Below are 25,899 nucleotides of genomic sequence, written 5' to 3'. Positions count from 1 at the left end.
AGGCTCTCTGTTAACTTGCAAATAGTCTGAGGGCAAACTCATGGAGATGTTGTCGGGAGCAGAAATGGTCGTCAAATCATTGATTGACCAAGGTGTTAAACATGTATTTGGATATCCAGGCGGTGCTGTTCTGGATATTTACGATGCACTGCATACAGTTGGGGGCGTTGAACATATTCTCGTTCGTCACGAACAAGCTGCGGTGCACATGGCTGATGGTTATGCCCGCTCAACGGGGGATGTCGGCGTTGTTTTAGTGACTTCGGGTCCGGGTGCCACGAATGCGATTACAGGGATCGCAACAGCGTATATGGACTCTGTGCCAATGGTTGTTTTATCGGGGCAGGTAGCGAGTTCTTTGATCGGGAATGATGCATTCCAAGAATGCGATATGGTGGGTATTTCACGCCCGATTGTGAAACACAGTTTTTTAATTAAACACGCCAAAGAGATCCCCGAAACCATCAAGAAAGCTTTTTATATTGCCGCAAGTGGACGTCCAGGTCCCGTAGTGATCGATTTTCCGAAAGATACCGTAAATCCCGCTGCAAAGTACCCGTATCGCTACCCTGAATCGGTTTCATTGCGCTCATATAACCCAACATTACAAGGTCATAAAGGGCAGATTAAGAAAGCATTGAGCAAATTAGTTGCGGCCAAAAAACCGGTGCTGTATGTCGGTGGCGGGGCGATTAATGCGAATTGTTCGGCTGAATTAATGACGTTAGCGGAAAAGCTCCAACTGCCAGTCGTATCAACATTGATGGGACTTGGTGCATTCCCTGAAACGCATGCGCAATCAGTCGGTATGCTTGGGATGCATGGCACGTATGAAGCCAATAAAGTGATGCATCATTCGGATGTTATTTTTGCGGTTGGGGTGCGTTTTGACGACAGAACAACGAACAATTTAGAAAAATATTGCCCTAATGCGACAGTGATTCAAATTGATGTGGACCCAACCTCGATATCTAAGACAGTAAAAGCGGATATTCCTATCGTTGGCGACGCCAAATTAACGTTGGAGCAGATGATCGCACAGTTGGAGCATGTGGCTGCTGATCAGGATGCGACGGCGTTGCAAACTTGGTGGAAAGAAATTAGCGTTTGGCGGGAAAAACAGTGCCTCAAATACACCTTAAATCCGAATAAAGTGAAGCCTCAACAGGCCATTGAAACGATCTACCGTTTAACTAATGGTGAAGCTTACGTAACTTCAGATGTTGGACAGCACCAAATGTTCGCCGCCCTTTATTATCCCTTTGATAAACCTCGCCATTGGATCAACTCAGGTGGCTTGGGCACCATGGGCTTTGGTCTACCAGCGGCATTGGGCGTGAAGCTAGCTCATCCTAAATCCACAGTTGTCTGTGTGACGGGGGATGGCAGTATTCAAATGAATATCCAAGAACTTTCAACCGCGCTGCAATATGGTTTACCGGTGCTAGTTCTGAACTTGAATAATGGTTTCTTAGGCATGGTAAAACAGTGGCAGGATATGATTTACCAAGGTCGCCATTCGCAATCCTATATGCAGTCATTGCCGAATTTTACCAAACTTGCTGAGGCGTATGGGCATGTGGGTATTTCAATCGCTTCTCCTGATGAGCTAGAAGATAAACTCAAACAAGCGTTAGTCGAAGTGAATGAGAATCAACGATTAGTGTTTGTGGATATTAATATTGATGAAACCGAACATGTCTACCCAATGCAGATCCGTGGTGGAGCAATGGATGAAATGTGGCTAAGTAAAACGGAGAGGACCTGATCATGCGTCGTATTTTATCGGTATTATTAGAGAATGAATCAGGTGCTTTATCTCGCGTTATTGGGCTTTTTTCCCAGCGCGGTTATAACATTGAAAGTTTAACTGTCGCTCCGACTGACGATCCGACATTATCGCGGATGACTATCCAGACGAAAGGGGATGCGAAAGTACTTGAGCAGATAGAAAAACAGCTTCATAAGTTAGTGGATGTACTGAGAGTGAGTGAACTCACCGCATCAGCTCATATCGAGCGTGAAATCATGTTAGTGAAGCTACAAGCCTCCGGTTATGGACGTGATGAAATTAAGCGAAGTGCCGATATTTTCCGCGGACAAATCGTCGACGTGACGCCAACGCTGTACACCGTTCAGCTAGCAGGAACAAGCGATAAACTAGATGCATTTCTTGAGGCGGTACGTAGCGTTGCTGAAATTGTTGAAGTTGCCCGTTCTGGGATCGTCGGAGTTTCTCGTGGCGATAAAATTATGCGATGAAAAATTTGTCAGCCACAGGTAGAATAGAGCGAATTAAAGCCCCGAATGACTCGGGGCTGTTTCCCAAATAGCAAAGAGGTTAATGTGAAACTGGATGAAATAGCCCGTCTAGCGGGTGTTTCCCGCACAACGGCTAGTTATGTGATCAACGGCAAGGCCAAGCAGTATCGAGTCAGCGATAAAACTGTAGAAAAAGTGATGGCAGTCGTCAGAGAGCACAATTACCATCCAAACGCAGTAGCAGCAGGCTTACGTGCTGGTCGTACTCGGTCAATCGGGCTTGTGATCCCTGATCTTGAGAATACCAGCTATACCCGTATAGCCAATTATCTTGAGAGACAGGCTCGTCAGCGCGGATACCAGCTTTTAATTGCTTGCTCAGAAGACCAGCCTGATAACGAAATTCGTTGTGTGGAGCACTTACTTCAGCGTCAAGTCGATGCGATTATCGTTTCTACTGCATTACCCCCAGAGCACCCATTCTATCAACGATGGGCGAATCGCTCGTTACCTATCATTGCACTGGATAGAGCATTAGAAAAAGAGCATTTCATTAGTGTCGTGGGTGATGACCAAGAAGATGCGCTGATGATCTCCAAAGAATTACGAAAATTTCCTGCGGAATCGGTTCTGTATCTTGGGGCATTACCTGAGCTCTCTGTCAGCTATTTACGTGAACAAGGTTTTCGTAAAGCGTGGGAAGGCGATACTCGCGAAGTCAATTATTTATACGCAAACAGCTACGAGCGCGATGCTGCCGCTGATGTTTTTTCGAACTGGCTAGATAGCGGCAACTCGATGCCAGATGCGCTATTCACTACGTCATTCTCTTTACTGCAAGGTGTGTTGGACGTAGCGCTGAAGCGTAATGGGCGCTTACCTGAAAATATGGTTATTAGCACCTTTGGTGATAATGAATTACTGGATTTTCTGGGTTGCCCAGTGCTATCACTTGCGCAGCGCCACCGTGACATAGCAGAACGTATCTTAGAATTGGTATTAGCTAGCCTAGATGAAAAACAGAAGCCAGAAACTGGAATTCGTCGAATTCGCAGGGACTTATGTCGTCGCGGTAGTTTAGGTCGCAAACAGTAGTGAATAAACCTTATCCAGTGATGCAAAAACCAGTTTAATAGTTAGTGATGTTAACCACAATTCTTAGTAATATATCCGCCCCTATCTATTAGGGGCTTTTTTTTGGTGAAGATTTAGGGGCAATTACGATTTATTTATTAAGATACCCTGTAAATATTTCACTTTAGGAATTTTCTTAATACTTTTTTTGGTTATTTTGCATTAAGCGGGTTTTTGATGAATTAAATTTTTTTAACCCATAAAAAAACCGATGCATATGTTGAAGGAATTATTGTAAATAAAATAACACTGTGAATTAAAACAGTTGTTTAATTTGTTGAAATACAATGGTTTTATATGCAAATACGTATTATTTGGTAGTTTTGATTAAATAATCATCAATAAATGATGATCAAAAGGTAAAGAATAGACACGAAATAAACTGATTAAAAATGAGACGTATATATCATTTACTCAAATTTGTATGATTTTGCAGCAATGAAATAGATTTAAATATGTTTTACCTGCGTTTTATAAAATAAGTGAATTATATCAACTCGTTATTTCTCTTTTTCTTTCCAAGTAAGAATTTTTCCAACTTTTTCTTTTCTAAAACGTTCTGTAAATAAAGCTAAAGCTACGTGCGGCTGGCTTGACAACGTTTTCATACCATTCGTAAACTTTATAAGTGGAGAATTGTGGGGTAAAGTGGGGCAGTTGGAAATAAAGGGGATAAATCAGGTATGTTTCGTGGGGCAACACTGGTTAATCTCGACAGCAAAGGGCGACTAACCGTGCCGACTCGTTATCGAGGAATGCTGAGCGAGGAATCCAAAGGGCAAATGGTATGTACCATTGACCTTCACCAGCCATGCCTATTGCTTTATACCTTACCTGAATGGGAAATCATTGAGGAAAAGCTTTCTAAGCTATCCACTATGAATCCCGCAGAACGTCGAGTACAGCGCCTTTTACTTGGTCATGCCAGTGAGTGTCAGATAGACAATGCAGGACGTCTTTTGCTAGCTAGCACGCTGCGTCAACACGCAGGGCTAACAAAAGAGGTCATGTTGGTAGGCCAAATAAATAAATTTGAAATTTGGGATGAACAAATGTGGTATCAGCAAGTGGAAAATGACATCGCTGCTGAACGTCAAGCCGACGAACCACTGTCCGCCCGTCTACAGGATTTGTCACTATAACAATGACACAGCAGCAATTTAAACACGTAACAGTACTGCTTGATGAAGCAGTAAATGGCTTAAATATCAAACCAAATGGTATCTACATTGATGGCACATTTGGTCGCGGTGGGCACTCTCGCCTGATTTTAAGCCAACTGGGAGAACAAGGCCGCTTAATTGCGATTGACCGTGACCCAGAAGCGATTAAAGCCGCTCAAGAGATTAATGACCCGCGTTTCATGATTAAGCATGGTCCGTTTTCAGCGATTGCAGACTATGTAGAGGAAGAAGGCTTAGCCGGCAAGATTGATGGTGTGTTACTGGATCTTGGTGTGTCTTCACCGCAGTTAGATGATCCAGAGCGTGGATTCTCATTCATGCGTGACGGACCTCTGGATATGCGAATGGACCCAACCCGCGGTCAATCAGCGCAGCAATGGCTGATGACAGCTGAAGCGGATGACATTGCATGGGTATTGAAAACATTTGGTGAAGAGCGTTTTTCAAAGCGCATCGCAAGAGCGATTGTAGAGCGTAATCATAATCCAGAAGAAGAGCCCTTAACGCGCACACGCCATTTGGCTGAATTGATTGCAAAAGTCAGTCCGATTAAAGACCGACATAAGCACCCAGCAACTCGAAGCTTCCAAGCTATTCGAATCTATATTAATAGCGAGTTGGAAGAGATTGAGAAAGCATTAAATGGCGCGATGTCTGTATTAGCACCAGAAGGGCGTTTATCGGTGATTAGCTTCCATTCATTGGAAGACAGATTAGTAAAACGCTTTATTCGTCAAAATAGTACCGGACCTTCTGTTCCTGCGGGGATTCCGTTAACAGAGGCACAAATCAAAGAGCTGGGTGCGGCGAAATTACGTGCATTAGGCAAGATGAAACCGTCTGAGTTAGAAATTGATGAAAACCCACGAGCACGTAGCTCGGTGTTACGTTTTGCAGAGAGAGCGGTAGAGTAAATGACACCAGAAAGACACAGTCTAGCAAGGGTTATTGGGCGCGATTTATTTCGCTACGGGATTATTCCAATGATCTTGTTAGCCGCGATAATCATTAGCGCTGTGTTTGTGGTCACCACCGCTCATGAAACACGACTGCTGACAGCCGCGAAAGATAAGCTTTATGAAGAGAAAGACTTTCTTGATATTGAATGGCGCAACTTGATCCTCGAAGAGAATGCGTTGGCGAGCCACAGTCGTGTTGAGCGTTTATCTGTTGAAAAATTACGTATGGTTCATGTGGAGCCATCCCAAGAAAACATTATTGTTTCCAAGCAATAACGAAGGTTAAGAATGAAAGCAACCAAACCCGCTAAGAACAAGAAAACAGAAGAAGTCACCAGCTTTGTTCGCTGGCGTTTTGTTTTGTTGTGTGGATGTATTGGGTTGGCATTAGCAGGATTACTGACTCGTGTTGCGTACCTACAAATTATTGCACCAGAAAAACTGGTAAAAGAAGGGGACATGCGCTCCCTTCGAGTTCAAGAAGTTTCGATAGCTCGCGGTATGATCAGTGACCGAGAAGGGCGTCAGTTAGCGGTGAGTGTTCCTGTGAATGCTATCTGGGCAGATCCTAAAGAAGTCTTTGAAAAAGGCGGGATCACGAATGATGAACATTGGAAAGCCCTCGCAGATGCACTAGAAATCCCACTTGAACAAATTACCACTAAAATTTCAGCTAACCCGAAAGGGCGCTTTGTTTACCTCGCTCGTCAAGTTAACCCCTCCATTGGTGAATACGTCCGCAAATTAAAAGTTCCGGGGATCTATTTACGTAAAGAATCTCGCCGATATTATCCATCAGGTCCAGTCACTGCCCACTTATTAGGGGTTACCAATATTGATGGTGAAGGTATTGAGGGTGTAGAAAAAAGCTTTAATCGTTGGTTAAAAGGCTCTCCAGGAGAGCGTACGGTACGTAAAGACCGTAATGGACGTGTTATTGAAACAGTTTCCTCCGTTGATAGCCAAGCGGCGCATAACTTGATGCTCAGTATTGATGAGCGCATTCAATCTATTGTGTATCGTGAGCTAACAAAAGGGGTTCAAGAGAACAAAGCAGAATCGGGTGTTGCTATCCTTGTGGACGTGAATACAGGGGAAATTTTAGCGATGGCAAACAGTCCATCCTATAACCCAAATAACCTTGCGGGTACGCCGATGGACTCCATGCGTAACCGGGCTATCACCGATATTTTTGAACCAGGTTCTACTGTGAAGCCACTCGTTGTGATGAGTGCGTTGAACAATAAAATTATTAAAGAAAATACGGTCTTGAATACCTATCCGTACCGCGTTAATGGACATGAAATTAAAGACGTTGCGCGTTACGCAGAGTTATCAATTACCGGTATTTTACAGAAGTCGAGTAACGTTGGTGTTTCAAAATTAGCGTTAGCGATGCCTGCCACAGAGCTGGTGGACGTGTATAGCCGCTTTGGGTTTGGTAAGCCGACTAATCTGGGGTTAGTCGGGGAAAGTAGTGGCATCTTTCCAAGTAAAAAAACACGGTGGTCTGATTTAGAAAGGGCCACCTTTTCTTTCGGGTACGGGCAAATGGTAACACCATTACAACTTGCGCGTGCCTATGCAACGATCGGTAGCTTTGGGGTATATCGCCCATTATCGATTACGAAAGTCGACCCGCCTGTTCCGGGGACCCGAGTATTTCCAGAGCCAATAATGCGCACTGTCGTGCACATGATGGAAAGCGTTGCTCTGCCTGGTGGCGGGGGAACGCGTGCCGCAATTAAAGGCTATCGTATTGCAATTAAAACAGGTACCGCGAAGAAAGTCGGACCTGAAGGGCGTTATATCAATGAATATATCGCTTATACCGCCGGGGTTGCACCAGCCAGCAATCCGCGCTATGCGCTCGTTGTGTTAATCAACGATCCAAAAGCCGGTAAGTACTACGGAGGTGCGGTATCCGCACCTATCTTTGGTTCTATCATGGGTGGGGTTTTACGTCTCATGAATGTGGAGCCAGATGCATTGCAAACAGACGATAAAAGTGAAATCGTGAACAGTCAAAAAGAGGTTAAAAGTGGCAGATCGTAATCTTTGTGAACTCCTCGCCCCATTTGGTGTGAGTACAACAAATATCTCTTTACGAGAGATGACGCTAGACAGTCGTAAGGCTGCCGCGGGTGATCTGTTTATTGCAGTAAAAGGCCATCAGTCAGATGGTAGACACTATATTCCTCAAGCTATCGCTCAAGGGGTTTCTGCGGTGATCGCAGAAGCACACGGCGAAGCTGAAGAAGGCGAAATTCGCTTTGTTCATGGTGTGCCTGTCATTTATCTTAACGACCTAAATAATCGTTTATCTGCATTAGCGGGTGAGTTCTACCATCAACCTTCCTCCCAAATGAAACTAGTGGGTGTGACAGGGACTAACGGTAAAACAACGACGACGCAATTAATTGCTCAATGGGCAAAAGGGTTAGGCGAAACCTCTGCGGTCATGGGGACTGTGGGGAATGGGATTCTGGGGCATGTTTCTCCAAGCGAGAATACCACAGGCTCAGCGGTTGATATTCAACTGGAACTGACCCAATTACTAAATAAAAAAGCCACGTTGACCGCGATGGAAGTGTCTTCCCATGGCTTAGTTCAAGGGCGCGTTGCTGCATTACAATTCGATGCGGCTGTTTTCACTAATTTAAGTCGTGATCACCTTGATTACCATGGTGATATGGCAAACTACGAAGCCGCAAAATGGCTGCTGTTCTCTACTCATCACACAAAAACTCAAATTATTAATGCCGATGATGAAGTAGGACTGAAATGGTTACAGCGTTTACCGCAAGCTTGTGCAGTGACCATGGAAGATAGCATCCCTGCCAATTGGCAAGGTCCATGGTTAAAAACAACGGATGTCGATTACCACGATAAAGGTGCAACGATTCATTTTGCGTCGACTTGGGGTAATGGTTCATTTGAAAGTCCATTAATGGGGGCGTTTAACGTAAGCAACTTATTGCTGGCGATGGCAACCCTACTGATGATGGATTACCCATTAGAAAAACTCCTCGCCACGACCAATGCGCTAATGCCAGTTTGTGGGCGTATGGAAGTGTTCAGTGTAACGGGTAAACCGACGGTAGTTGTTGATTATGCTCATACACCGGATGCCTTAGAAAAAGCGCTAGCAGCAGCCCGTTTACACTGTAAAGGCAAACTGTGGTGTGTATTCGGTTGCGGTGGGGACAGAGATAAAGGGAAACGTCCTTTAATGGGGGCTTCTGCTGAGCAGTATGCGGATAAAGTTGTGATCACTGACGATAATCCACGTAGCGAAGATCCGTTGGATATTATTAATGACATCATGGCAGGTATTTTAGATTCTAGCCGAGTTCTAGCCATCCCTGGTCGCCCAGAAGCAGTGACTAACACGATTTTACAAGCACAGCCTGATGATGTGATTTTAGTGGCAGGTAAAGGTCATGAAGATTATCAAATCATTGGTTCACGTCGTTTAGATTATTCAGACCGCTTAACCGTCGCGAGATTATTGGGGGTGATGGCATGATCCCAATCACCTTAAACCAACTGGCACAAGTGACTCAAGGGCGCATTATTAATGCGACTAATCATGACCTGATTCTGTTAAATGTCAGCACTGATAGCCGTAAAATTGAAGCTAGCAGCCTGTTTATTGCTTTAAAAGGTGAGCGTTTTGATGCTCATGAGTTCGCCGGTCAAGTGGTTGAGGCAGGCGCGACAGCACTGTTAGTTGACCACCAATTGGACGTTAATTGCCCGCAAGTGATTGTGGAAGATACCCGTATTGCCATGGGGCAAGTTGCAGGATGGGTTCGCCAACAATCTAAAGCCAGAGTGGTAGGGCTGACAGGTTCTTCCGGTAAAACATCAGTCAAAGAAATGACAGCCTCAATTTTGGGGCAACGTGGTAACACGTTATATACCGCAGGTAATCTGAATAATGATATTGGTGTTCCGCTAACGCTATTTCGTTTAACCGATGAGTATCAATTTGCGGTCATCGAAATGGGGGCGAATCACCCACATGAAATTGAATACACAACCAATATCGTTAAGCCAGAAACTGCACTCGTCAATAATTTATTTGGTGCTCATCTTGCTGGCTTTGGCTCTCCAGAAGGTGTCGCAAAAGCCAAAGGTGAAATTTACCAAGGTTTGCCTGAAGAAGGCACGGCGATTGTGAACTTAGACAGTTATTCAGATAAGTGGCAGTTTGGTTCACGCCAAACAGTTTGGTATTACTCACTGACTGAGAAAGCGGATTTTTACCCGTCCAATATTCAAATTAAACAGCTCACAACGGATTTCACACTACATACTCCAGTAGGGCAGGTTGAAATTACGTTGCCATTACCCGGTGTACATAATATCGCGAATGTTTTAGCCGCGAGTGCATTAGCTATCTCTGTAGGGGCAACCTTAGAAGATATCAAGCAAGGTATAGCGACGACAAAGGCAGTACCGGGGCGCTTATTCCCAGTACGCTTGAGCGATACCAAAGTGGTGCTGGATGATACCTATAACGCAAATGACGGTTCAATGATTGCAGCGATTAATGTACTGGCAAAAATGCCAGGTTATCGCATTTTAGTCGCTGGCGATATGGGGGAGCTTGGTGATTACGCCCATGAGTGTCATGAGCGCGTTGGTTTAGCAGCGAAACAAGCAGGTTTAGATAAAGTGCTGAGTGTTGGACAGCTAAGCGAAATCATTAGCCAATCTAGCGAGCGCGGTGAGCACTTCACAGTGAAACAAGATTTATTAACCCGACTAATTCCGCTAGCACAGCAGAATGATGTTGTTTCTATTTTAGTTAAAGGTTCACGCAGCTCCGCGATGGAAGATGTTGTGAATGCATTGAAGGAGTGCTTCGAATGTTAGTCTGGTTAGCCGAATTATTAGTCCATAAATTTTCTGCTTTTAACGTCTTTTCCTATTTGACGTTCAGAGCCATTGTCGGTTTGCTGACAGCATTAATTATTGCTTTGTGGATGGGACCACATCTCATTGCTTACCTGCAAAAAATGCAGATTGGTCAAGTTGTCCGTAATGAAGGCCCTGAGTCTCACTTCAGTAAACGTGGTACGCCAACCATGGGCGGGATTTTGATCCTGTTTTCTATTTGTATGTCTGTGCTGTTATGGGCGCGTTTAGACAATCCTTATGTTTGGTGTGTGCTGCTGGTGTTAGTGGGTTACGGTATTGTCGGCTTTGTTGATGATTATCGCAAAGTGGTGAGAAAAGACACCCGTGGTTTGATTGCTCGTTGGAAATATTTCTGGCAATCCGTTCTTGCATTAGTTGTTGCCTTTTCTATGTATGCCATTGGTAAAGACACGCCAGCGACTCAGCTGGTTGTTCCGTTCTTTAAAGATGTGATGCCGCAATTAGGTGTGTTGTACATTTTACTGGCTTACTTCGTTATCGTTGGAACCAGTAACGCCGTTAACTTAACAGACGGCTTAGATGGTTTAGCGATCATGCCAACCGTGTTTGTTGCTGCGGGTTTTGCCTTAGTAGCATGGGCAACAGGTAACGTTAACTTTGCTAACTATCTGCACATTCCATTCTTACCACATGCGGGTGAGTTAGTGATTGTGTGTACCGCGATTGTTGGGGCAGGTTTAGGGTTCTTATGGTTTAACACCTACCCTGCACAAGTTTTCATGGGTGATGTTGGCTCATTAGCTTTAGGTGGTGCGCTAGGAACTATTGCTGTTCTGCTACGCCAAGAATTCTTATTAGTGATCATGGGCGGTGTGTTTGTCGTTGAAACATTGTCGGTGATTTTACAAGTGGGCTCATTCAAATTACGTGGGCAACGCATTTTCCGTATGGCACCAATTCACCATCACTATGAATTGAAAGGTTGGCCAGAACCACGCGTTATTGTGCGCTTCTGGATTATCTCTCTTATGTTAGTTCTGATTGGACTGGCAACATTGAAGGTGCGTTAAGATGGTACATTCACAGGCTCAGCAGTATCAGGGTAAAAACGTCGTGATAATTGGCTTAGGATTAACTGGGCTTTCCTGCGTTGACTTTTTCCTTGCTCGTGGGGTTGTACCTCGCGTGATGGATACCCGTGCTGTGCCACCTGGTGTTGATAAACTCCCTGAACAGGTTGCCTGCCATCGTGGCAGCCTGAACAATGAATGGTTGCAACATGCTGATTTGATTGTAGCGAGCCCAGGTATTGCGCTAGCAACACCACAGCTACAAGAAGCTGCAAAAAATGGTATTGAAATTGTTGGTGATATTGAGCTGTTTTGTCGTGAAGCAGATGCACCAATCGTCGCAATCACAGGTTCTAATGGTAAAAGCACGGTAACTTCCCTTGTGGGAGAAATGGCGAAATCAGCTGGAATTTCCGTTGGTGTGGGCGGAAATATCGGTATTCCTGCAGTTTCTTTGCTCAATCAAGGGCATAGCCTGTTTGTGTTGGAACTGTCTAGCTTCCAATTAGAAACTACGTCTAGCCTACGAGCAGCGGCTGCGACCGTGTTGAATGTGACTGAAGATCATATGGATCGCTACCCATTGGGGCTTGAGCAATACCGTGCGGCAAAACTACGTATTTATGATAATGCAAAGCATTGCATTGTGAATGCGCAGGATCCGTTAACGCTTCCTCATCACCAAGAGTTAAGTCAATGCACAAGTTTTGGTTTAAACAGTGGCGATTATTACTTTGATACTCAAAAACGTGTTTTAGTGGCTCAAGGTGAAGTGGTGCTGGATGTAACACAAATGCATTTGACGGGGCAGCATAACTATATGAATGCGTTGGCGGCATTAGCATTAGCAGATACCGTTGCAATTCCTCGTGAAGCGAGCATTCAAGTTTTAAAAGAGTATGCCGGTTTAGTGCACCGTTTCCAGTTGGTCTTATTCAATCGTGGTGTACGTTGGATTAATGACTCAAAAGCGACCAATGTGGGCAGTACCGAAGCCGCACTCAATGGATTGCACGTGGATGGGACTGTCTATCTATTGCTAGGTGGTGATGGTAAATCAGCCGATTTTTCATCATTGAAAAAGTATATTGCGGCGGATAACTACCGCTTGTACTGCTTCGGTCGTGATGGCCAGCAACTCGCGCAGTTAGCGCCTGAAAAATCAGTGCTGACTGAGACGATGGAACAGAGTATGCGCCAAATTGCGCCGCTCTTGAAATCGGGCGATATGGTGCTGTTATCCCCTGCATGTGCCAGCTTAGATCAGTTTAAAAGCTTTGAGCAACGTGGTGATGTGTTTGCTCAGCTCGCTAAGGAGTTAGGTTAATGACCATACCGGGTGCTTTGCGTTTAAAAAACTGGATCATCGGTGAAAAGAATGGCGTGATTTCAGGCTCGACACTCTACGATCGTACATTGGTTTGGTTAGCATTCGGTTTGGCAGCAGTTGGTTTCATTATGGTGACATCCGCATCAATGCCAGTCGGGCAGCGGTTAACCGATGACCCATTTTATTTTGCAAAACGTGATGTGGTGTATTTAGTTGTCGCATTCCTCCTTGCTTTAGGAGTGATGCGTGTCTCAATGGCAACATGGGAAAAATACAGTTTTATCTTGCTGATGGGCGCGTTAGCCATGTTGGCGGTGGTATTAGTTGCGGGAAGCTCAGTTAACGGGGCATCGCGCTGGATTGACATTGGTATTGTGAAAATTCAGCCCGCCGAAATTTCAAAATTTGCCTTGTTTTGCTATGTATCCAGTTATTTAGTCCGTAAGTCAGACGAGGTACGCACCAAGTTTTTTGGTTTTGTAAAACCGATGTGTATTTTGATCATGATGGCGTTGCTGCTACTGTTACAGCCGGATTTAGGAACGGTGGTTGTACTGGTTGTGACAACGCTGGGATTACTGTTCTTAGCGGGAGCTCGTTTAGCACCATTTATTATTGGTATCGCAGCTTGTGGCGTAGGGGTACTGGCTTTAATTGTTTTCGAGCCTTATCGTTTGCGCCGCGTAACGTCATTCTTAAATCCATGGGATGACCCGTTTGGTAGTGGATATCAGCTAACACAGTCACTGATGGCATTTGGTCGAGGGGAGCTCTTAGGACAAGGTTTGGGTAACTCAGTACAAAAACTAGAATACTTACCTGAAGCGCATACCGACTTTATTTTCTCCGTACTCGCCGAAGAGCTTGGTTATGTGGGCGTCGTACTGGTTTTACTGATGGTCTTTATGTTGGCATTTAGAGCGATGATGGTGGGGCGTAGAGCGCTACTGACCAAACAATTATTTGGTGGTTATCTCGCATGTGCTATCGGTATTTGGTTTACCTTCCAAGCATTAGTTAACGTTGGTGCTGCTGCGGGTATGTTGCCAACAAAAGGTCTAACTCTCCCACTGATTAGTTACGGGGGATCGAGTTTATTAGTGATGTCAGCGGCGATCGCTGTGTTACTTAGAATTGATTATGAAACACGACTTGAGAAAGCTCAGGCGTTTGTAAGGAGTTCCAAATGAGTCAGGCAAAAAAATTACTCGTTATGGCAGGCGGAACTGGGGGACATGTTTTTCCCGGCTTAGCTGTGGCGCATTATTTGCAGGCTCAAGGTTGGGAAATCCGCTGGTTAGGTACTGCTGATCGTATGGAAGCAACCTTGGTGCCTAAACATGGTATTGATATTGAGTTTATCCAAATTTCAGGTTTAAGAGGCAAAGGCATTGGTGCGTTACTGGGAGCACCTTGGCGGATTTACAAAGCGATTCGTCAAGCGAAAAGCATTATTCAGCGCTACCAACCCGATGCGGTTTTGGGGATGGGCGGATATGTCTCTGGTCCTGGTGGTATTGCTGCTTGGCAATGTGGTGTCCCTGTTGTCTTGCATGAGCAAAATGGCATTGCTGGATTAACCAATAAATGGTTATCAAAAATCGCTAAACGTGTTTTGCAAGCCTTCCCTGGTGCCTTTCCTAATGCGCCTGTTGTGGGTAACCCTGTACGTGAGGATGTATTGGCATTACCAGCACCACAAGAGCGTTTAACAGGGCGCGATGGCGCGGTACGCGTATTAGTTGTGGGTGGAAGTCAAGGAGCTCGAATTTTAAATCAAGTCATGCCATTAGTTGCTGGAAAAGTAAGCAAACAGTTAAATATCTGGCATCAGGCTGGAAAAGGCAGTAAGGAATCGACAGAAGCATTGTATAATGATTTTTTGCAAAATTCAGGCGATTCTGAGTTTAAAGTGACTGAATTTATTGATGATATGGCACAAGCTTACGCATGGGCTGATATTGTGGTGTGTCGTTCAGGTGCATTAACTGTCAGCGAAATTGCGGCGGCAGGTTTACCTGCGATTTTTGTTCCTTTCCAGCACAAAGACCGTCAACAGTATTGGAATGCGCTGCCTCTGGAACAAGCAGGTGCAGCTAAAATTATTGAACAGCCACAATTTACGGCGGAAGCCGTTGCTGAGTTACTCAATAAGTGGGATAGAACCGAATTATTATCGATGGCAGAGAAAGCCTATAGCTGTGCCATCACTGATGCAACCGAGCGTGTTGCTGCGGTTATTTGCGATGTAGCGAAGAAATAGCATAAGCCTCGCAAAATAGCGTGCATCTTACAAAATAGAATGTAGACAGAATTTACAGAGAAGCGGAAATACAGTGAATACACAACAGTTAGCGAAATTAAGAACATCAGTGCCAGAAATGCGTAGAGTACGGCACATTCATTTTGTCGGCATCGGCGGTGCTGGCATGGGTGGTATCGCTGAAGTGTTGGCTAACGAAGGTTATGAAATTAGTGGTTCAGATCTTGCCCCGAACGCAGTCACTCAGCAATTAACTGAATTGGGTGCAACGATTTATTTTAATCATCGCCCTGAAAATGTTGAAAATGCGAGTGTGGTTGTGGTTTCCACGGCGATTTCTGCTGAGAACCCAGAAATTCAAGCTGCTAAAGAATTACGTATTCCGGTCATCCGTCGTGCAGAGATGCTCGCTGAATTAATGCGTTACCGTCACGGTATTGCAGTCGCAGGCACTCACGGTAAAACTACCACAACGGCGATGATTTCTGGAATCTATGCACAAGCTGGTTTAGACCCAACATTTGTTAATGGTGGACTCGTTAAATCAGCGGGGACTCATGCACGTTTAGGTAGTAGTCGCTACTTAATTGCGGAAGCGGATGAAAGTGATGCTTCTTTCTTGCATTTACAGCCATTAGTTGCTGTTGTGACAAATATTGAAGCTGATCATATGGATACCTATCAGGGTAATTTTGAAAACCTGACAGATACATTCATTAACTTCCTGCATAACTTGCCATTTTATGGTCGTGCAGTCATGTGTATCGATGATCCTGTTATTCGCTCATTATTACCTAAAATTGGTCGTTACATTACGACTTATGGCTTTAGTGAAGACGCTGATGTACGAATCACTAAATACGAGCAAAAAGGGAATCAAGGTTTCTTCACCATTGCGCGTGAAGGAATGCCTGAGCTGACTGTTGTTCTGAATGCACCGGGACGTCACAATGCGCTCAATGCTACTGCCGCGGTTGCGGTGGCAACCGAAGAGGGTATCGATGATCTACACATTCTGTCTGCACTGGTTGAATTCCAAGGCACAGGTCGCCGCTTTGATTTCTTAGGTAATTATGCGTTGCGTAATGTGAATGGGAAAGAAGGCGACGTGATGCTAGTTGATGACTATGGTCATCACCCAACTGAAGTCGATGCCACCATTAAAGCAGCGCGAGCTGGCTGGCCAGATAAGCGTATCGTCATGGTATTCCAGCCACACCGTTATACACGAACTCGTGACCTATATGATGACTTTGCGAATGTCTTGGGGCAGGTTGATGTCCTACTGATGCTGGAAGTTTATTCTGCGGGTGAGAAGCCTGTACCGGGAGCTGATAGCCGTTCATTGTGCCGTACAATTCGCAGTCGTGGGCAGGTTGACCCAATTTTTGTTGCAGAACCAGAACAAGTTTCACATATGCTGGCTCAAGTTCTTGATGATAACGACTTAATTTTAGTTCAAGGCGCAGGAAATATTGGTAAAATAGCCAAAAACCTAGCAGAAACGAAGTTACAACCACCAATGGTTGAGGAATAAGCATGACAGAAAAAATTGCGGTTCTATTTGGAGGCACATCCGCTGAACGTGAAGTTTCACTTCAGTCAGGTAATGCGGTCTTGGCGGGATTACGTCAAGCAGGCATTGATGCCCATCCAATTGACACCCAAGATTTTCCTGTTGTGACATTAAAAGAAGCTGGTTTTGATAAAGCGTTTATTGCCTTGCATGGTCGTGGCGGAGAAGACGGAACGATACAAGGCATGCTTGAGTTTATGGGGCTTCCATACACAGGTAGTGGCGTTATGGCATCTGCGCTGAGTATGGATAAGCTGCGCACCAAACAACTCTGGCAAGGTGCGGGTCTAAGTGTTTCTCCATATATTTCACTTAACAGGCAGAAATATACTAATATTAAAAAAGAGCAACTAGCTCAGCAAGTTAAGCACTTAGGATTGCCGTTAATCGTTAAGCCGAGTTTGGAAGGTTCCAGTGTTGGAATGAGTAAAGTGGATTCTCTGGATGCATTACCAGAAGCCATTGAGTTAGCCTTCCAATTTGACGATACGTTATTGATTGAAAAGTGGTTAAGTGGTCCAGAGTATACGGTGGCAGTATTAGGTGATGAAGTTCTACCTTCTATCCGTATTCAACCACCGGGTATTTTTTATGACTATGAAGCAAAATATCTGTCCGATGAGACTCAATATTTCTGCCCAAGTGGATTAACGAATGACCTCGAGGCAAAACTTGCGGATATGGCGATGAAAGCTTATCAGGCAGTGGGTTGCCGTGGTTGGGGGCGCGTTGATGTGATGCAAGATAGTGATGGCGAATTCTATTTACTTGAAGTTAATACTTCACCGGGAATGACCAGTCACAGTTTAGTCCCAATGGCTGCGCGTCAAGCGGGTATGGATTTTTCGCAGTTAGTGGTACGAATTTTGGAATTGGCTAGTTAATATGTCACAGGCAGCGTTAAACGTAAGGCACCATAATCATAATAGCGGTCAGCAAGATGAAGACCCGCGCTCAAGACCCAGCAATGGGGCGTTTTTGAGCGGATTGATTTTCTTCCTCATGGTTGTCGGCACCATTGTATGGAGCGGCTGGACTGTGATGAACTGGATGAAGGATGCCGATAGGCTGCCTATGTCCAAACTGATATTGACTGGAGAACGCAATTACACCACAAACGACGATGTTCGAAAGGCGATTTTATCATTAGGTCAGCCAGGAACATTTATGACGGTGGATGTTAATGCAATTCAGAATCAAATCAGCATGATGCCTTGGATCCGACAAGTTACTGTGCGCAAACAGTGGCCAGATGAATTAAAAATCCATATTGCGGAATATAAGCCTTACGCAAGATGGAATGACCAAAATATGGTCGATCAAGAAGGGCGCGTTTTTACCCTTCCACCTAGCCAAAATGGTAAAGGTGATTATGTGATGCTGTATGGTCCGCAAGGTAGCCAAACAGAAGTTTTGAAAGAATTTGCTGTGTTAAGTGGTATTTTGGCTAAAAATAACTTGAAACTAAAATCCGTTTCTATGACAGCGCGCCATGCATGGCAAATTATTTTAGATAATGATGTAAGAGTCGAACTTGGGAAAAAAGATGTGTTAGAGCGGTTAAACCGTTTTCTCGAGCTTTATCCGCTTTTACAGCAAACGACTGATAAGCGCGTCGATTATGTCGACTTGCGTTATACCAGTGGAGCAGCGGTGGGGTGGGCGCCTCTATTAGTTGACGCACCGCAAGGCTTCCAATAAGACAAATTGCTAAAAACTCAAATTAGGCAAATAGGCAGAAGCAAATGATTAAAGCAACGGACAGAAAATTAGTGGTAGGCCTTGAAATTGGAACTTCCAAGGTGTCGGCCCTTGTAGGTGAAATTCTGCCCGATGGTATGGTTAATATTATTGGGGTGGGAAGCTGTCCATCTCGCGGAATGGACAAAGGTGGCGTTAACGACCTTGAGTCGGTTGTTAAATGCGTCCAAAGAGCGATTGACCAAGCTGAATTAATGGCAGATTGCCAAATCTCTTCTGTTTACCTTGCATTATCAGGTAAACATGTGAGTTGCCAAAATGAAATTGGTATGGTGCCAATTTCAGAAGAAGAAGTGACCCAAGAAGATGTTGATAGTGTGGTTCATACGGCAAAATCTGTCCGAGTTAAAGACGAACACCGAATTCTGCATGTTATCCCGCAAGAATTTGCAATTGACTACCAAGAAGGTATTAAAAACCCAGTCGGTCTTTCGGGTGTTCGTATGCAAGCTAAAGTTCATCTAATCACTTGCCATAACGATATGGCGAAGAATATCGTGAAAGCAGTTGAGCGTTGCGGATTAAAAGTTGACCAGCTTATTTTTGCCGGTCTAGCAGCAAGCTACAGTGTCCTCACAGAAGATGAACGCGAATTAGGTGTCTGTGTTGTTGATGTCGGCGGTGGCACAATGGACATGGCGGTTTATACGGGTGGTGCTTTGCGTCATACCAAAGTGATCCCATACGCAGGAAATGTGGTTACAAGCGATATCGCTTACGCTTTTGGAACACCTCCAACGGATGCAGAAGCGATTAAAGTACGTCACGGCTGTGCAGTTGGTTCGATTGTGAGTAAAGATGAAACGGTGGAAGTGCCGAGTGTAGGCGGTCGTCCTCCAAGAAGTTTACAGCGTCAAACCTTAGCAGAAGTGATTGAGCCACGGTATACTGAGCTGTTAAATTTAGTCAATGAAGAAATTTTAAATTTACAGGAACAGTTACGCCTGCAAGGTGTCAAACACCACTTAGCGGCTGGGATAGTTTTGACGGGTGGTGCAGCACAGATTGATGGGCTAGTTGAATGCGCTCAAAAAGTGTTTCATACGCAAGTCAGAATTGGAACCCCACTTAATATAACAGGATTAACGGATTATGCTCAGGAGCCATACTATTCCACAGCGGTAGGGCTTCTGCATTACGGTAAAGAAAGCCATCTTGGCGATGATACCGAAACGGAAAAACGTGCTTCAGTTAGCGGGTGGTTTAGTAAGCTCACCAGCTGGTTGAGAAAAGAATTTTAATTTTTATTTAGAAGCATATTATTAGCTTCAATAGTAAGCACAAAACGGAGAGACATTATGTTTGAACCAATGGAGCTAACCAACGATGCGGTGATTAAAGTCATCGGCGTTGGCGGCGGCGGCGGAAATGCCGTTGAACACATGGTACGCGAGCGCATCGAAGGTGTTGAGTTCTTTGCTGTCAACACTGATGCACAAGCTTTGCGTAAAACCGCAGTCGGACAAACCATTCAGATCGGTACAGGTATTACGAAAGGTCTGGGTGCGGGGGCAAACCCTGAAGTTGGTCGTAACGCGGCGGAAGAAGACCGTGAAGCACTGCGCAATGCTCTTGATGGCGCAGATATGGTGTTTATCGCAGCGGGTATGGGCGGTGGTACCGGTACTGGTGCGGCTCCAGTTGTTGCTGAAGTTGCTAAAGAATTAGGTATCCTGACTGTTGCTGTTGTGACTAAGCCATTCAACTTTGAAGGCAAAAAGCGCATGGCATTCGCGGAAGCGGGTATCACTGAGCTGTCTAAACATGTTGACTCGCTGATCACTATCCCTAACGACAAACTACTGAAAGTACTTGGTCGTGGTATCTCTTTGCTGGATGCTTTTGGTGCGGCAAATGACGTATTAAAAGGTGCAGTTCAAGGTATCGCTGAACTGATCACTCGTCCAGGTTTAATGAACGTGGACTTTGCTGACGTGCGTACAGTAATGTCAGAAATGGGTTATGCGATGATGGGTTCAGGTGTGGCTCGTGGCGAAGATAGAGCGGAAGAAGCAGCTGAAATGGCTATTTCTAGTCCTCTTCTGGAAGACATCGACCTGTCAGGTGCGCGTGGTGTTCTTGTCAACATTACTGCTGGTTTCGACCTGCGCTTGGATGAGTTTGAAACAGTGGGTAACACCATTCGTGCATTCGCATCTGATAATGCGACTGTCGTAATCGGTACTTCTTTAGACCCAGAAATGCACGAAGAATTGCGTGTGACTGTTGTTGCTACAGGTATTGGCATGGACAAACGTCCAGAAATTACTTTAGTGAGCAATAAAATGTCTCAGCAAACTTCTATGGAGCAGCGCTATCAGCAAATGCAAAATAGCATGTCTTCATTAAATGATGAAAAACCAGCTGCAAAAGCCGTTAACGACCAAAATACGCAAGCAAATAAAGAGCCGGATTATTTAGATATCCCAGCTTTCTTGCGTAAACAGGCCGATTAATTTTTAATTATATTGGTTTTTCCGCTTTTTGTGCTAAAATTTTCTACTGGTTATCAATTAAGATAGCCAGTAGGACTTATAACATTGCGAGAAAATACGATGATCAAACAACGGACACTTAAACGTATTATTAAAGCGACTGGTGTTGGTTTACATACCGGCAAGAAAGTTACGCTTACTTTACGTCCGGCACCGGCCAATACCGGGGTCATCTACCGTCGTACTGACCTTAATCCACCGGTAGATTTTCCGGCAGATGCGAAATCAGTTCGCGATACTATGTTATGTACTTGCTTAGTCAACGAAGATAACGTACGTATTTCAACTGTTGAGCATTTGAATGCTGCTTTAGCAGGGTTAGGTATCGATAACATTGTTATTGAAGTCAATGCGCCTGAAATCCCGATTATGGATGGCAGTGCTGCACCGTTTGTTTTCTTACTGCTCGATGGCGGTATTGAAGAATTAAATTGTGCGAAGAAATTCTTACGCATTAAAGAAACTGTACGTGTTGAAGATGGTGATAAGTGGGCGGAAATGTCCCCATACAATGGCTTTAGCCTTGATTTCACTATTGATTTTCAACACCCTGCAATTGATAGCAGCACGCAACGCTATGCAATGGATTTCTCAGCGGAATCTTTTGTAAACCAAATTAGCCGCGCGCGTACATTCGGTTTCATGCGTGACATTGAATATCTGCAATCGAAAGGCCTATGCTTAGGCGGTAGTTTTGACTGTGCTATCGTCGTTGATGACTACAAAGTTCTCAACGAAGATGGTTTACGCTTTGAAGATGAATTCGTTCGTCACAAAATGCTTGATGCAATTGGTGACTTATTCATGTGTGGACATAACATTATTGGTGCATTCACTGCATTTAAATCGGGTCACGCATTGAATAATAAACTATTGCAAGCGGTTCTTGCTAAAGAGTCTGCTTGGGATTTAGTAACCTTTGAAGACGAAGCTGAATTACCTCTGGCATTCAAAGCGCCTTCGACTGTATTCGCATAATAGTTTCTATTATGCGGCTATCTCTGCTAGTCAGAGCTAGCCTTTTCTGTTGGTTGCATTAGTACTCTCTCCGGCTAATGCAGCCAGCCGCTCAAACCTCTCTTTTAATCCTTTCGGACTCTTTTCTGCTAATCTTAATAACTGCTCAGCAGTTTGTGTACTAATCTGTCTTTGATTACGATTTTCCTTTTGATTCACTGATTGCTTATTCAATGAGCTATTTTGCTTGGATTTTCGTATAAGATCAGGATTGATTCTGATGTCGATGGAAGATAAAGATGGTAGAATAGATGACCTTAACGCAGAAAGAAGATTTGTTCTTTCATAATTAAGGCGGGTCATCCAGCTGGCATTAGCCACTTCGATAACCATAATGTTATTTCGATAGTTTGCTACTCGACACATCGGTTTAATTTCCGCTGGCAGCAAGCTTTTTACAACTCGATTCAATTTTAGAATAGCTTTTGCATTTCGCTGAATGGTTTGTAAAGTGTTTGATGTTTTAGCCAGAGACTCTTCGAGAACATCGAAAAGTGCTTGTGGATGACTATCTCTCATTGTGAACTCTCATTTTGCGCTTTCGCCAACGATGTTAGGACATAATTGGGAATAATACTTTAATCTATAAATTATATAAGAGTTTGATGGGTATTTTAAATTTTTGGCGACATTTAGGTAGACGATACTTTTGGTCCCACCTTTTATTAGGTGTTGTGGCTACGGGTGTTGGCTTGCCTACAATTTTAAATGCCTTATCGGAATCCCAGCAAACTTTAATCAATTCTGCGCCAGCAAATCGACAAAGCCAAGCTGTCAATGCATTCGATAATTTATTCGCTCAGCAGAATTCTCAGCGTTCTTCATCCTCATCCTCTTATTCTGTTAATTACTGGCAGCAGCATGCGGTACGTAATGTTATCCGCCAGCTGACTTTTGCTTTTTCTGCAACTGAAGATGAAGGTACCGATAAAAGCAAGTTACAAAAAGAACCTTTATTTGCCCCTCAGTTAATGCTGGATACGTTGTATGCCATGCTGGCTCAACGGTCACTTCAATGGGATGTGGCAACCACTCAAGCGAGTGAATACATCTACCCTCTCTTTTCCGTTTATCAGCCTGCAATTTGGGTTGCTCAGGTGCATGGCATTCGGGCAGGACCATTTTTTGCCTAAATCTATTTAACGATACTTACTCCATTACGGAGAGAGTTTTTATCGTGCCAAAAATCACTGATTTGAATAATTAATTGATTTACCTGAGAAAAAATATGTTAACTAAACTATTAACCAAAGTATTTGGTAGCCGTAATGACCGTACTCTGCGCCGTCTGCGTAAAGAGGTGGAAAAAATTAACCAGCTAGAGCCTGAGTTTGAGAAATTATCGGATGACGAGCTGAAAGCCAAAACCGCAGAATTTCGTGAGCGTTTAAAGCAAGGCGAAAGGATTGAAAATATGATTCCTGAAGCGTTTGCGACAGTGCGTGAAGCAAGTAAACGTGTATTCGGTATGCGTCATTTCGACGTTCAGTTAATCGGTGGTATGGTTCTGAACGAACGTTGCATCGCAGAAATGCGTACAGGTGAAGGTAAAACACTGACTGCAACGCTGCCAGCATACATTAACGCATTATCAGGCAAAGGGGTTCACGTTGTTACCGTGAACGACTACTTAGCAAAACGTGATGCAGAAAATAACCGTCCATTATTCGAATTTTTAGGTTTAACGGTTGGTATTAACTTATCGGGTATGGCTCCACCTGCAAAGCGTCAAGCTTATGCGGAAGACATTACTTACGGTACTAACAACGAATTTGGTTTTGACTATTTACGTGACAACATGGCATTTAGCCCAGAAGATCGCGTTCAACGTAAACTGCATTACGCATTAGTGGATGAGGTGGACTCTATCCTTATCGATGAAGCGCGTACGCCACTGATCATTTCAGGCCCAGCGGAAGATAGCTCGGATCTGTACATCAAAGTGGACAAACTGATCCCGAAACTCGTTCGCCAAGAAAAAGAAGACTCAGACACTTTCCAAGGTGAAGGTCACTTCTCAGTTGATGAAAAATCTCGTCAGGTAACAATTACAGAGCGAGGTCTGGTTCTGGTTGAAGAATTACTGGCAAAAGCTGGTTTAATGGATGAAGGCGAGTCGCTTTATTCACCATCAAACATTATGCTGATGCACCACGTCATGGCAGGTTTACGTGCACATGCACTGTTTACTCGTGATGTTGACTATATTGTTAAAGATAACCAAGTCATTATTGTCGACGAACATACTGGTCGTACAATGGAAGGGCGTCGTTGGTCTGATGGTCTGCACCAAGCTGTTGAAGCAAAAGAAGGTGTTGAAATTCATAATGAAAACCAAACATTGGCATCTATCACTTTCCAGAACTATTTCCGCTTATACGAAAAATTAGCGGGTATGACGGGTACAGCAGATACCGAAGCATTCGAATTTAGCTCTATCTATAAACTGGATACGATTGTTATCCCAACTAACCGTCCAATGGTTCGTAAGGATATGCCTGATTTAGTCTATATGACTGAAGCAGACAAATTTGAAGCAATTATTGAAGATATTCGTGATAAAACGTCCAAAGGTCAGCCAGTTCTGGTCGGTACCATTTCGATTGAAAAATCTGAATTAATTTCTCATGCGCTGACTAAAGCAAAAATTGCTCATAACGTATTGAATGCGAAATTTCACGCAATGGAAGCTGATATTATTGCTAACGCGGGGCAAAAAAGCGCTGTAACCATCGCAACTAACATGGCGGGTCGTGGTACCGATATCATGTTAGGGGGAAGCTGGCAGTCAGAAGTGGCTGCGCTAGAGAACCCAACGCAAGAACAAATTGATGAAATCAAAGCGAACTGGAAAATTCGTCACGATGAAGTGTTAGCGGCTGGCGGTTTACATATCATCGGTACAGAGCGCCATGAATCTCGCCGTATCGATAACCAGTTACGTGGTCGTGCGGGACGTCAAGGTGATGCTGGTTCATCACGTTTCTATCTGTCTATGGAAGATGCTTTAATGCGTATCTTCGCATCAGACCGTGTTACGGGCATGATGAAAAAACTGGGTATGAAACCGGGCGAAGCTATTGAACATCCATGGGTCACTAAAGCAATTGCTAACGCACAGCGTAAAGTTGAAAGCCGTAACTTTGATATTCGTAAACAGTTACTTGAGTATGATGATGTAGCAAGTGACCAACGCCGCGCTATTTATGCTCAGCGTAATGAGCTGCTGGATGGTGGCGATATCAAAGAAACCGTAGATAGCATTCGTGAAGATGTGTTTACCACCATTATCGATGCATATATTCCACCTCAATCTCTGGAAGAGATGTGGGATATTGACGGTTTACAGAAACGTTTAGTTAATGACTTTGACCTCGACTTACCAATTCAAGAGTGGTTGGATAAAGAACCTGAACTTCATGAGGAAACGTTACGTGAACGTATCATGGAAAAAGCAGTGGAAATTTACCAACGTAAAGAAGAGATTGTTGGTGCTGAGGCGATGCGTAATTTTGAAAAAGGCGTTATGTTACAGACGCTGGATACACTGTGGAAAGAGCACTTAGCTTCTATGGATTATTTACGTCAAGGTATTCACTTACGTGGATATGCGCAAAAAGATCCAAAACAAGAATACAAGCGTGAATCTTTCAGTATGTTTGCAAACATGTTGGAAGCACTGAAATATGAAGTGATCAGTACTCTGTCAAAAGTTCAGGTGCGCTTACCTGAAGAAGTTGAAGCATTAGAACAACAACGTCGTGAAGAAGCAGAGCGCTTGGCTAAGAAGCAGCATTTAAGCCATGAAGCGGAAGCTGAATCGTTAATGACTGAAACAGAAGCGAAAATTGCAACTCAAGGTCATAAAATTGGTCGTAATGATCCATGCCCTTGTGGTTCTGGTAAAAAATACAAACAGTGCCATGGCCGTTTGAATTAATGTAAAGTTTGATAACTA

General features: G+C 44.1%; 22 protein-coding genes. 21 read left to right on the top strand and 1 reads right to left on the bottom strand.

Annotated features, from left to right (window positions below):
* Window positions 1–40 precede the first annotated feature (40 nt).
* The 19 genes from ilvI (at window position 41) to lpxC (ending at window position 21,902) form a co-directional block, all read left to right on the top strand.
* Entirely contained in the window at window positions 41–1,768 is a 1,728-nt protein-coding gene (ilvI, locus tag PR766_RS09495; protein WP_154636233.1) for an acetolactate synthase 3 large subunit, read from the top strand.
* Between the two features lie 2 nt (window positions 1,769–1,770).
* Window positions 1,771–2,262 (top strand): acetolactate synthase small subunit, encoded by a 492-nt coding sequence (gene ilvN / locus PR766_RS09490; protein WP_006660747.1) that lies wholly within the window; start codon window positions 1,771–1,773, stop codon window positions 2,260–2,262.
* A gap of 84 nt (window positions 2,263–2,346) precedes the next feature.
* A complete protein-coding gene (cra, locus tag PR766_RS09485) occupies window positions 2,347–3,357 on the top strand; it encodes a catabolite repressor/activator (RefSeq protein WP_006661152.1) in 1,011 nt (336 codons plus the stop codon).
* 722 nt (window positions 3,358–4,079) lie between these two features.
* Complete coding sequence (gene mraZ, locus PR766_RS09480; protein WP_006661153.1) at window positions 4,080–4,538, top strand: division/cell wall cluster transcriptional repressor MraZ; 459 nt, start codon at window positions 4,080–4,082, stop codon at window positions 4,536–4,538.
* Between the two features lie 2 nt (window positions 4,539–4,540).
* A complete protein-coding gene (rsmH, locus tag PR766_RS09475; RefSeq protein WP_036964135.1) occupies window positions 4,541–5,494 on the top strand; it encodes a 16S rRNA (cytosine(1402)-N(4))-methyltransferase RsmH in 954 nt (317 codons plus the stop codon).
* Window positions 5,495–5,815 (top strand): cell division protein FtsL, encoded by a 321-nt coding sequence (gene ftsL, locus PR766_RS09470; RefSeq protein ID WP_006660751.1) that lies wholly within the window; start codon window positions 5,495–5,497, stop codon window positions 5,813–5,815.
* Window positions 5,816–5,827: 12 nt separating this feature from the next.
* Window positions 5,828–7,594 carry a peptidoglycan glycosyltransferase FtsI gene (ftsI, locus tag PR766_RS09465; protein ID WP_006660752.1) on the top strand — a complete coding sequence of 589 codons (1,767 nt, stop codon included), beginning with the start codon at window positions 5,828–5,830 and terminating at the stop codon, window positions 7,592–7,594.
* Window positions 7,581–9,068 (top strand): UDP-N-acetylmuramoyl-L-alanyl-D-glutamate--2,6-diaminopimelate ligase, encoded by a 1,488-nt coding sequence (gene murE, locus PR766_RS09460; protein WP_006661154.1) that lies wholly within the window; start codon window positions 7,581–7,583, stop codon window positions 9,066–9,068. The genes ftsI and murE overlap by 14 nt, the downstream gene beginning before the upstream one ends.
* A complete protein-coding gene (gene murF / locus PR766_RS09455) occupies window positions 9,065–10,423 on the top strand; it encodes a UDP-N-acetylmuramoyl-tripeptide--D-alanyl-D-alanine ligase (protein ID WP_154630477.1) in 1,359 nt (452 codons plus the stop codon). The genes murE and murF overlap by 4 nt, the downstream gene beginning before the upstream one ends.
* Window positions 10,417–11,499: a phospho-N-acetylmuramoyl-pentapeptide-transferase gene (mraY, locus tag PR766_RS09450; RefSeq protein ID WP_006660755.1), complete on the top strand. Its 1,083-nt coding sequence runs from the start codon at window positions 10,417–10,419 to the stop codon at window positions 11,497–11,499. Before murF ends, mraY begins: the two co-directional genes overlap by 7 nt.
* Window position 11,500: 1 nt before the next feature.
* Window positions 11,501–12,826: a UDP-N-acetylmuramoyl-L-alanine--D-glutamate ligase gene (gene murD, locus PR766_RS09445; protein WP_006661156.1), complete on the top strand. Its 1,326-nt coding sequence runs from the start codon at window positions 11,501–11,503 to the stop codon at window positions 12,824–12,826.
* Window positions 12,826–14,019, top strand: coding sequence for a cell division protein FtsW (gene ftsW, locus PR766_RS09440; protein ID WP_006661157.1), 1,194 nt, complete (start codon window positions 12,826–12,828; stop codon window positions 14,017–14,019). The genes murD and ftsW overlap by 1 nt, the downstream gene beginning before the upstream one ends.
* Window positions 14,016–15,092, top strand: a complete 1,077-nt coding sequence (murG, locus tag PR766_RS09435; RefSeq protein ID WP_006661158.1) for an undecaprenyldiphospho-muramoylpentapeptide beta-N-acetylglucosaminyltransferase — start codon at window positions 14,016–14,018, stop codon at window positions 15,090–15,092. The genes ftsW and murG overlap by 4 nt, the downstream gene beginning before the upstream one ends.
* Before the next feature lie 73 nt (window positions 15,093–15,165).
* Window positions 15,166–16,629 carry a UDP-N-acetylmuramate--L-alanine ligase gene (gene murC, locus PR766_RS09430; RefSeq protein ID WP_006661159.1) on the top strand — a complete coding sequence of 488 codons (1,464 nt, stop codon included), beginning with the start codon at window positions 15,166–15,168 and terminating at the stop codon, window positions 16,627–16,629.
* A gap of 2 nt (window positions 16,630–16,631) precedes the next feature.
* Complete coding sequence (locus PR766_RS09425; protein WP_036968218.1) at window positions 16,632–17,552, top strand: D-alanine--D-alanine ligase; 921 nt, start codon at window positions 16,632–16,634, stop codon at window positions 17,550–17,552.
* Window position 17,553: 1 nt separating this feature from the next.
* Window positions 17,554–18,369, top strand: a complete 816-nt coding sequence (gene ftsQ / locus PR766_RS09420; RefSeq protein ID WP_006660761.1) for a cell division protein FtsQ — start codon at window positions 17,554–17,556, stop codon at window positions 18,367–18,369.
* Between the two features lie 44 nt (window positions 18,370–18,413).
* Entirely contained in the window at window positions 18,414–19,670 is a 1,257-nt protein-coding gene (gene ftsA, locus PR766_RS09415) for a cell division protein FtsA (protein ID WP_006660762.1), read from the top strand.
* 57 nt (window positions 19,671–19,727) lie between these two features.
* Entirely contained in the window at window positions 19,728–20,885 is a 1,158-nt protein-coding gene (gene ftsZ, locus PR766_RS09410; protein WP_006660763.1) for a cell division protein FtsZ, read from the top strand.
* Window positions 20,886–20,984: 99 nt separating this feature from the next.
* On the top strand, window positions 20,985–21,902 hold the full coding sequence (gene lpxC, locus PR766_RS09405) for a UDP-3-O-acyl-N-acetylglucosamine deacetylase (RefSeq protein ID WP_006660764.1): 918 nt from the start codon (window positions 20,985–20,987) through the stop codon (window positions 21,900–21,902).
* A 36-nt stretch (window positions 21,903–21,938) separates the two neighbouring features.
* On the opposite strand, the gene PR766_RS09400 is transcribed toward lpxC, so the two are convergent.
* Window positions 21,939–22,460, bottom strand: coding sequence for a DUF721 domain-containing protein (locus PR766_RS09400; RefSeq protein ID WP_006661161.1), 522 nt, complete (start codon window positions 22,458–22,460; stop codon window positions 21,939–21,941).
* A gap of 86 nt (window positions 22,461–22,546) precedes the next feature.
* Between PR766_RS09400 and secM the strand changes: the two genes are divergently transcribed.
* Complete coding sequence (gene secM, locus PR766_RS09395; RefSeq protein WP_006660766.1) at window positions 22,547–23,074, top strand: secA translation cis-regulator SecM; 528 nt, start codon at window positions 22,547–22,549, stop codon at window positions 23,072–23,074.
* A 95-nt stretch (window positions 23,075–23,169) separates the two neighbouring features.
* Window positions 23,170–25,881, top strand: a complete 2,712-nt coding sequence (secA, locus tag PR766_RS09390) for a preprotein translocase subunit SecA (RefSeq protein WP_154636234.1) — start codon at window positions 23,170–23,172, stop codon at window positions 25,879–25,881.
* The last annotated feature ends 18 nt before the right edge of the window (window positions 25,882–25,899 follow it).

The sequence above is a fragment of the Providencia sp. PROV208 genome (assembly GCF_028479465.1).
In the GTDB taxonomy this organism is placed as follows: Bacteria; Pseudomonadota; Gammaproteobacteria; order Enterobacterales; family Enterobacteriaceae; genus Providencia; species Providencia alcalifaciens.
Note: the sequence above shows the minus strand (reverse complement) of the source record. Positions and strands in the feature narration are given on the sequence as shown.

Excerpts from the sequence above, each read along its gene's own strand:
- lpxC (WP_006660764.1), top strand. The coding sequence starts at position 20,985 with ATGATCAAACAACGGACACTTAAACGTATTATTAAAGCGACTGGTGTT.
- PR766_RS09400 (WP_006661161.1), bottom strand. The coding sequence starts at position 22,460 with ATGAGAGATAGTCATCCACAAGCACTTTTCGATGTTCTCGAAGAGTCT.
- ftsA (WP_006660762.1), top strand. The coding sequence starts at position 18,414 with ATGATTAAAGCAACGGACAGAAAATTAGTGGTAGGCCTTGAAATTGGA.
- ftsW (WP_006661157.1), top strand. The coding sequence starts at position 12,826 with ATGACCATACCGGGTGCTTTGCGTTTAAAAAACTGGATCATCGGTGAA.
- mraZ (WP_006661153.1), top strand. The coding sequence starts at position 4,080 with ATGTTTCGTGGGGCAACACTGGTTAATCTCGACAGCAAAGGGCGACTA.
- ftsI (WP_006660752.1), top strand. The coding sequence starts at position 5,828 with ATGAAAGCAACCAAACCCGCTAAGAACAAGAAAACAGAAGAAGTCACC.
- rsmH (WP_036964135.1), top strand. The coding sequence starts at position 4,541 with ATGACACAGCAGCAATTTAAACACGTAACAGTACTGCTTGATGAAGCA.
- ilvI (WP_154636233.1), top strand. The coding sequence starts at position 41 with ATGGAGATGTTGTCGGGAGCAGAAATGGTCGTCAAATCATTGATTGAC.
- ftsZ (WP_006660763.1), top strand. The coding sequence starts at position 19,728 with ATGTTTGAACCAATGGAGCTAACCAACGATGCGGTGATTAAAGTCATC.
- murD (WP_006661156.1), top strand. The coding sequence starts at position 11,501 with ATGGTACATTCACAGGCTCAGCAGTATCAGGGTAAAAACGTCGTGATA.
- murF (WP_154630477.1), top strand. The coding sequence starts at position 9,065 with ATGATCCCAATCACCTTAAACCAACTGGCACAAGTGACTCAAGGGCGC.
- ftsL (WP_006660751.1), top strand. The coding sequence starts at position 5,495 with ATGACACCAGAAAGACACAGTCTAGCAAGGGTTATTGGGCGCGATTTA.
- mraY (WP_006660755.1), top strand. The coding sequence starts at position 10,417 with ATGTTAGTCTGGTTAGCCGAATTATTAGTCCATAAATTTTCTGCTTTT.
- secM (WP_006660766.1), top strand. The coding sequence starts at position 22,547 with ATGGGTATTTTAAATTTTTGGCGACATTTAGGTAGACGATACTTTTGG.
- murG (WP_006661158.1), top strand. The coding sequence starts at position 14,016 with ATGAGTCAGGCAAAAAAATTACTCGTTATGGCAGGCGGAACTGGGGGA.
- secA (WP_154636234.1), top strand. The coding sequence starts at position 23,170 with ATGTTAACTAAACTATTAACCAAAGTATTTGGTAGCCGTAATGACCGT.
- ilvN (WP_006660747.1), top strand. The coding sequence starts at position 1,771 with ATGCGTCGTATTTTATCGGTATTATTAGAGAATGAATCAGGTGCTTTA.
- PR766_RS09425 (WP_036968218.1), top strand. The coding sequence starts at position 16,632 with ATGACAGAAAAAATTGCGGTTCTATTTGGAGGCACATCCGCTGAACGT.
- ftsQ (WP_006660761.1), top strand. The coding sequence starts at position 17,554 with ATGTCACAGGCAGCGTTAAACGTAAGGCACCATAATCATAATAGCGGT.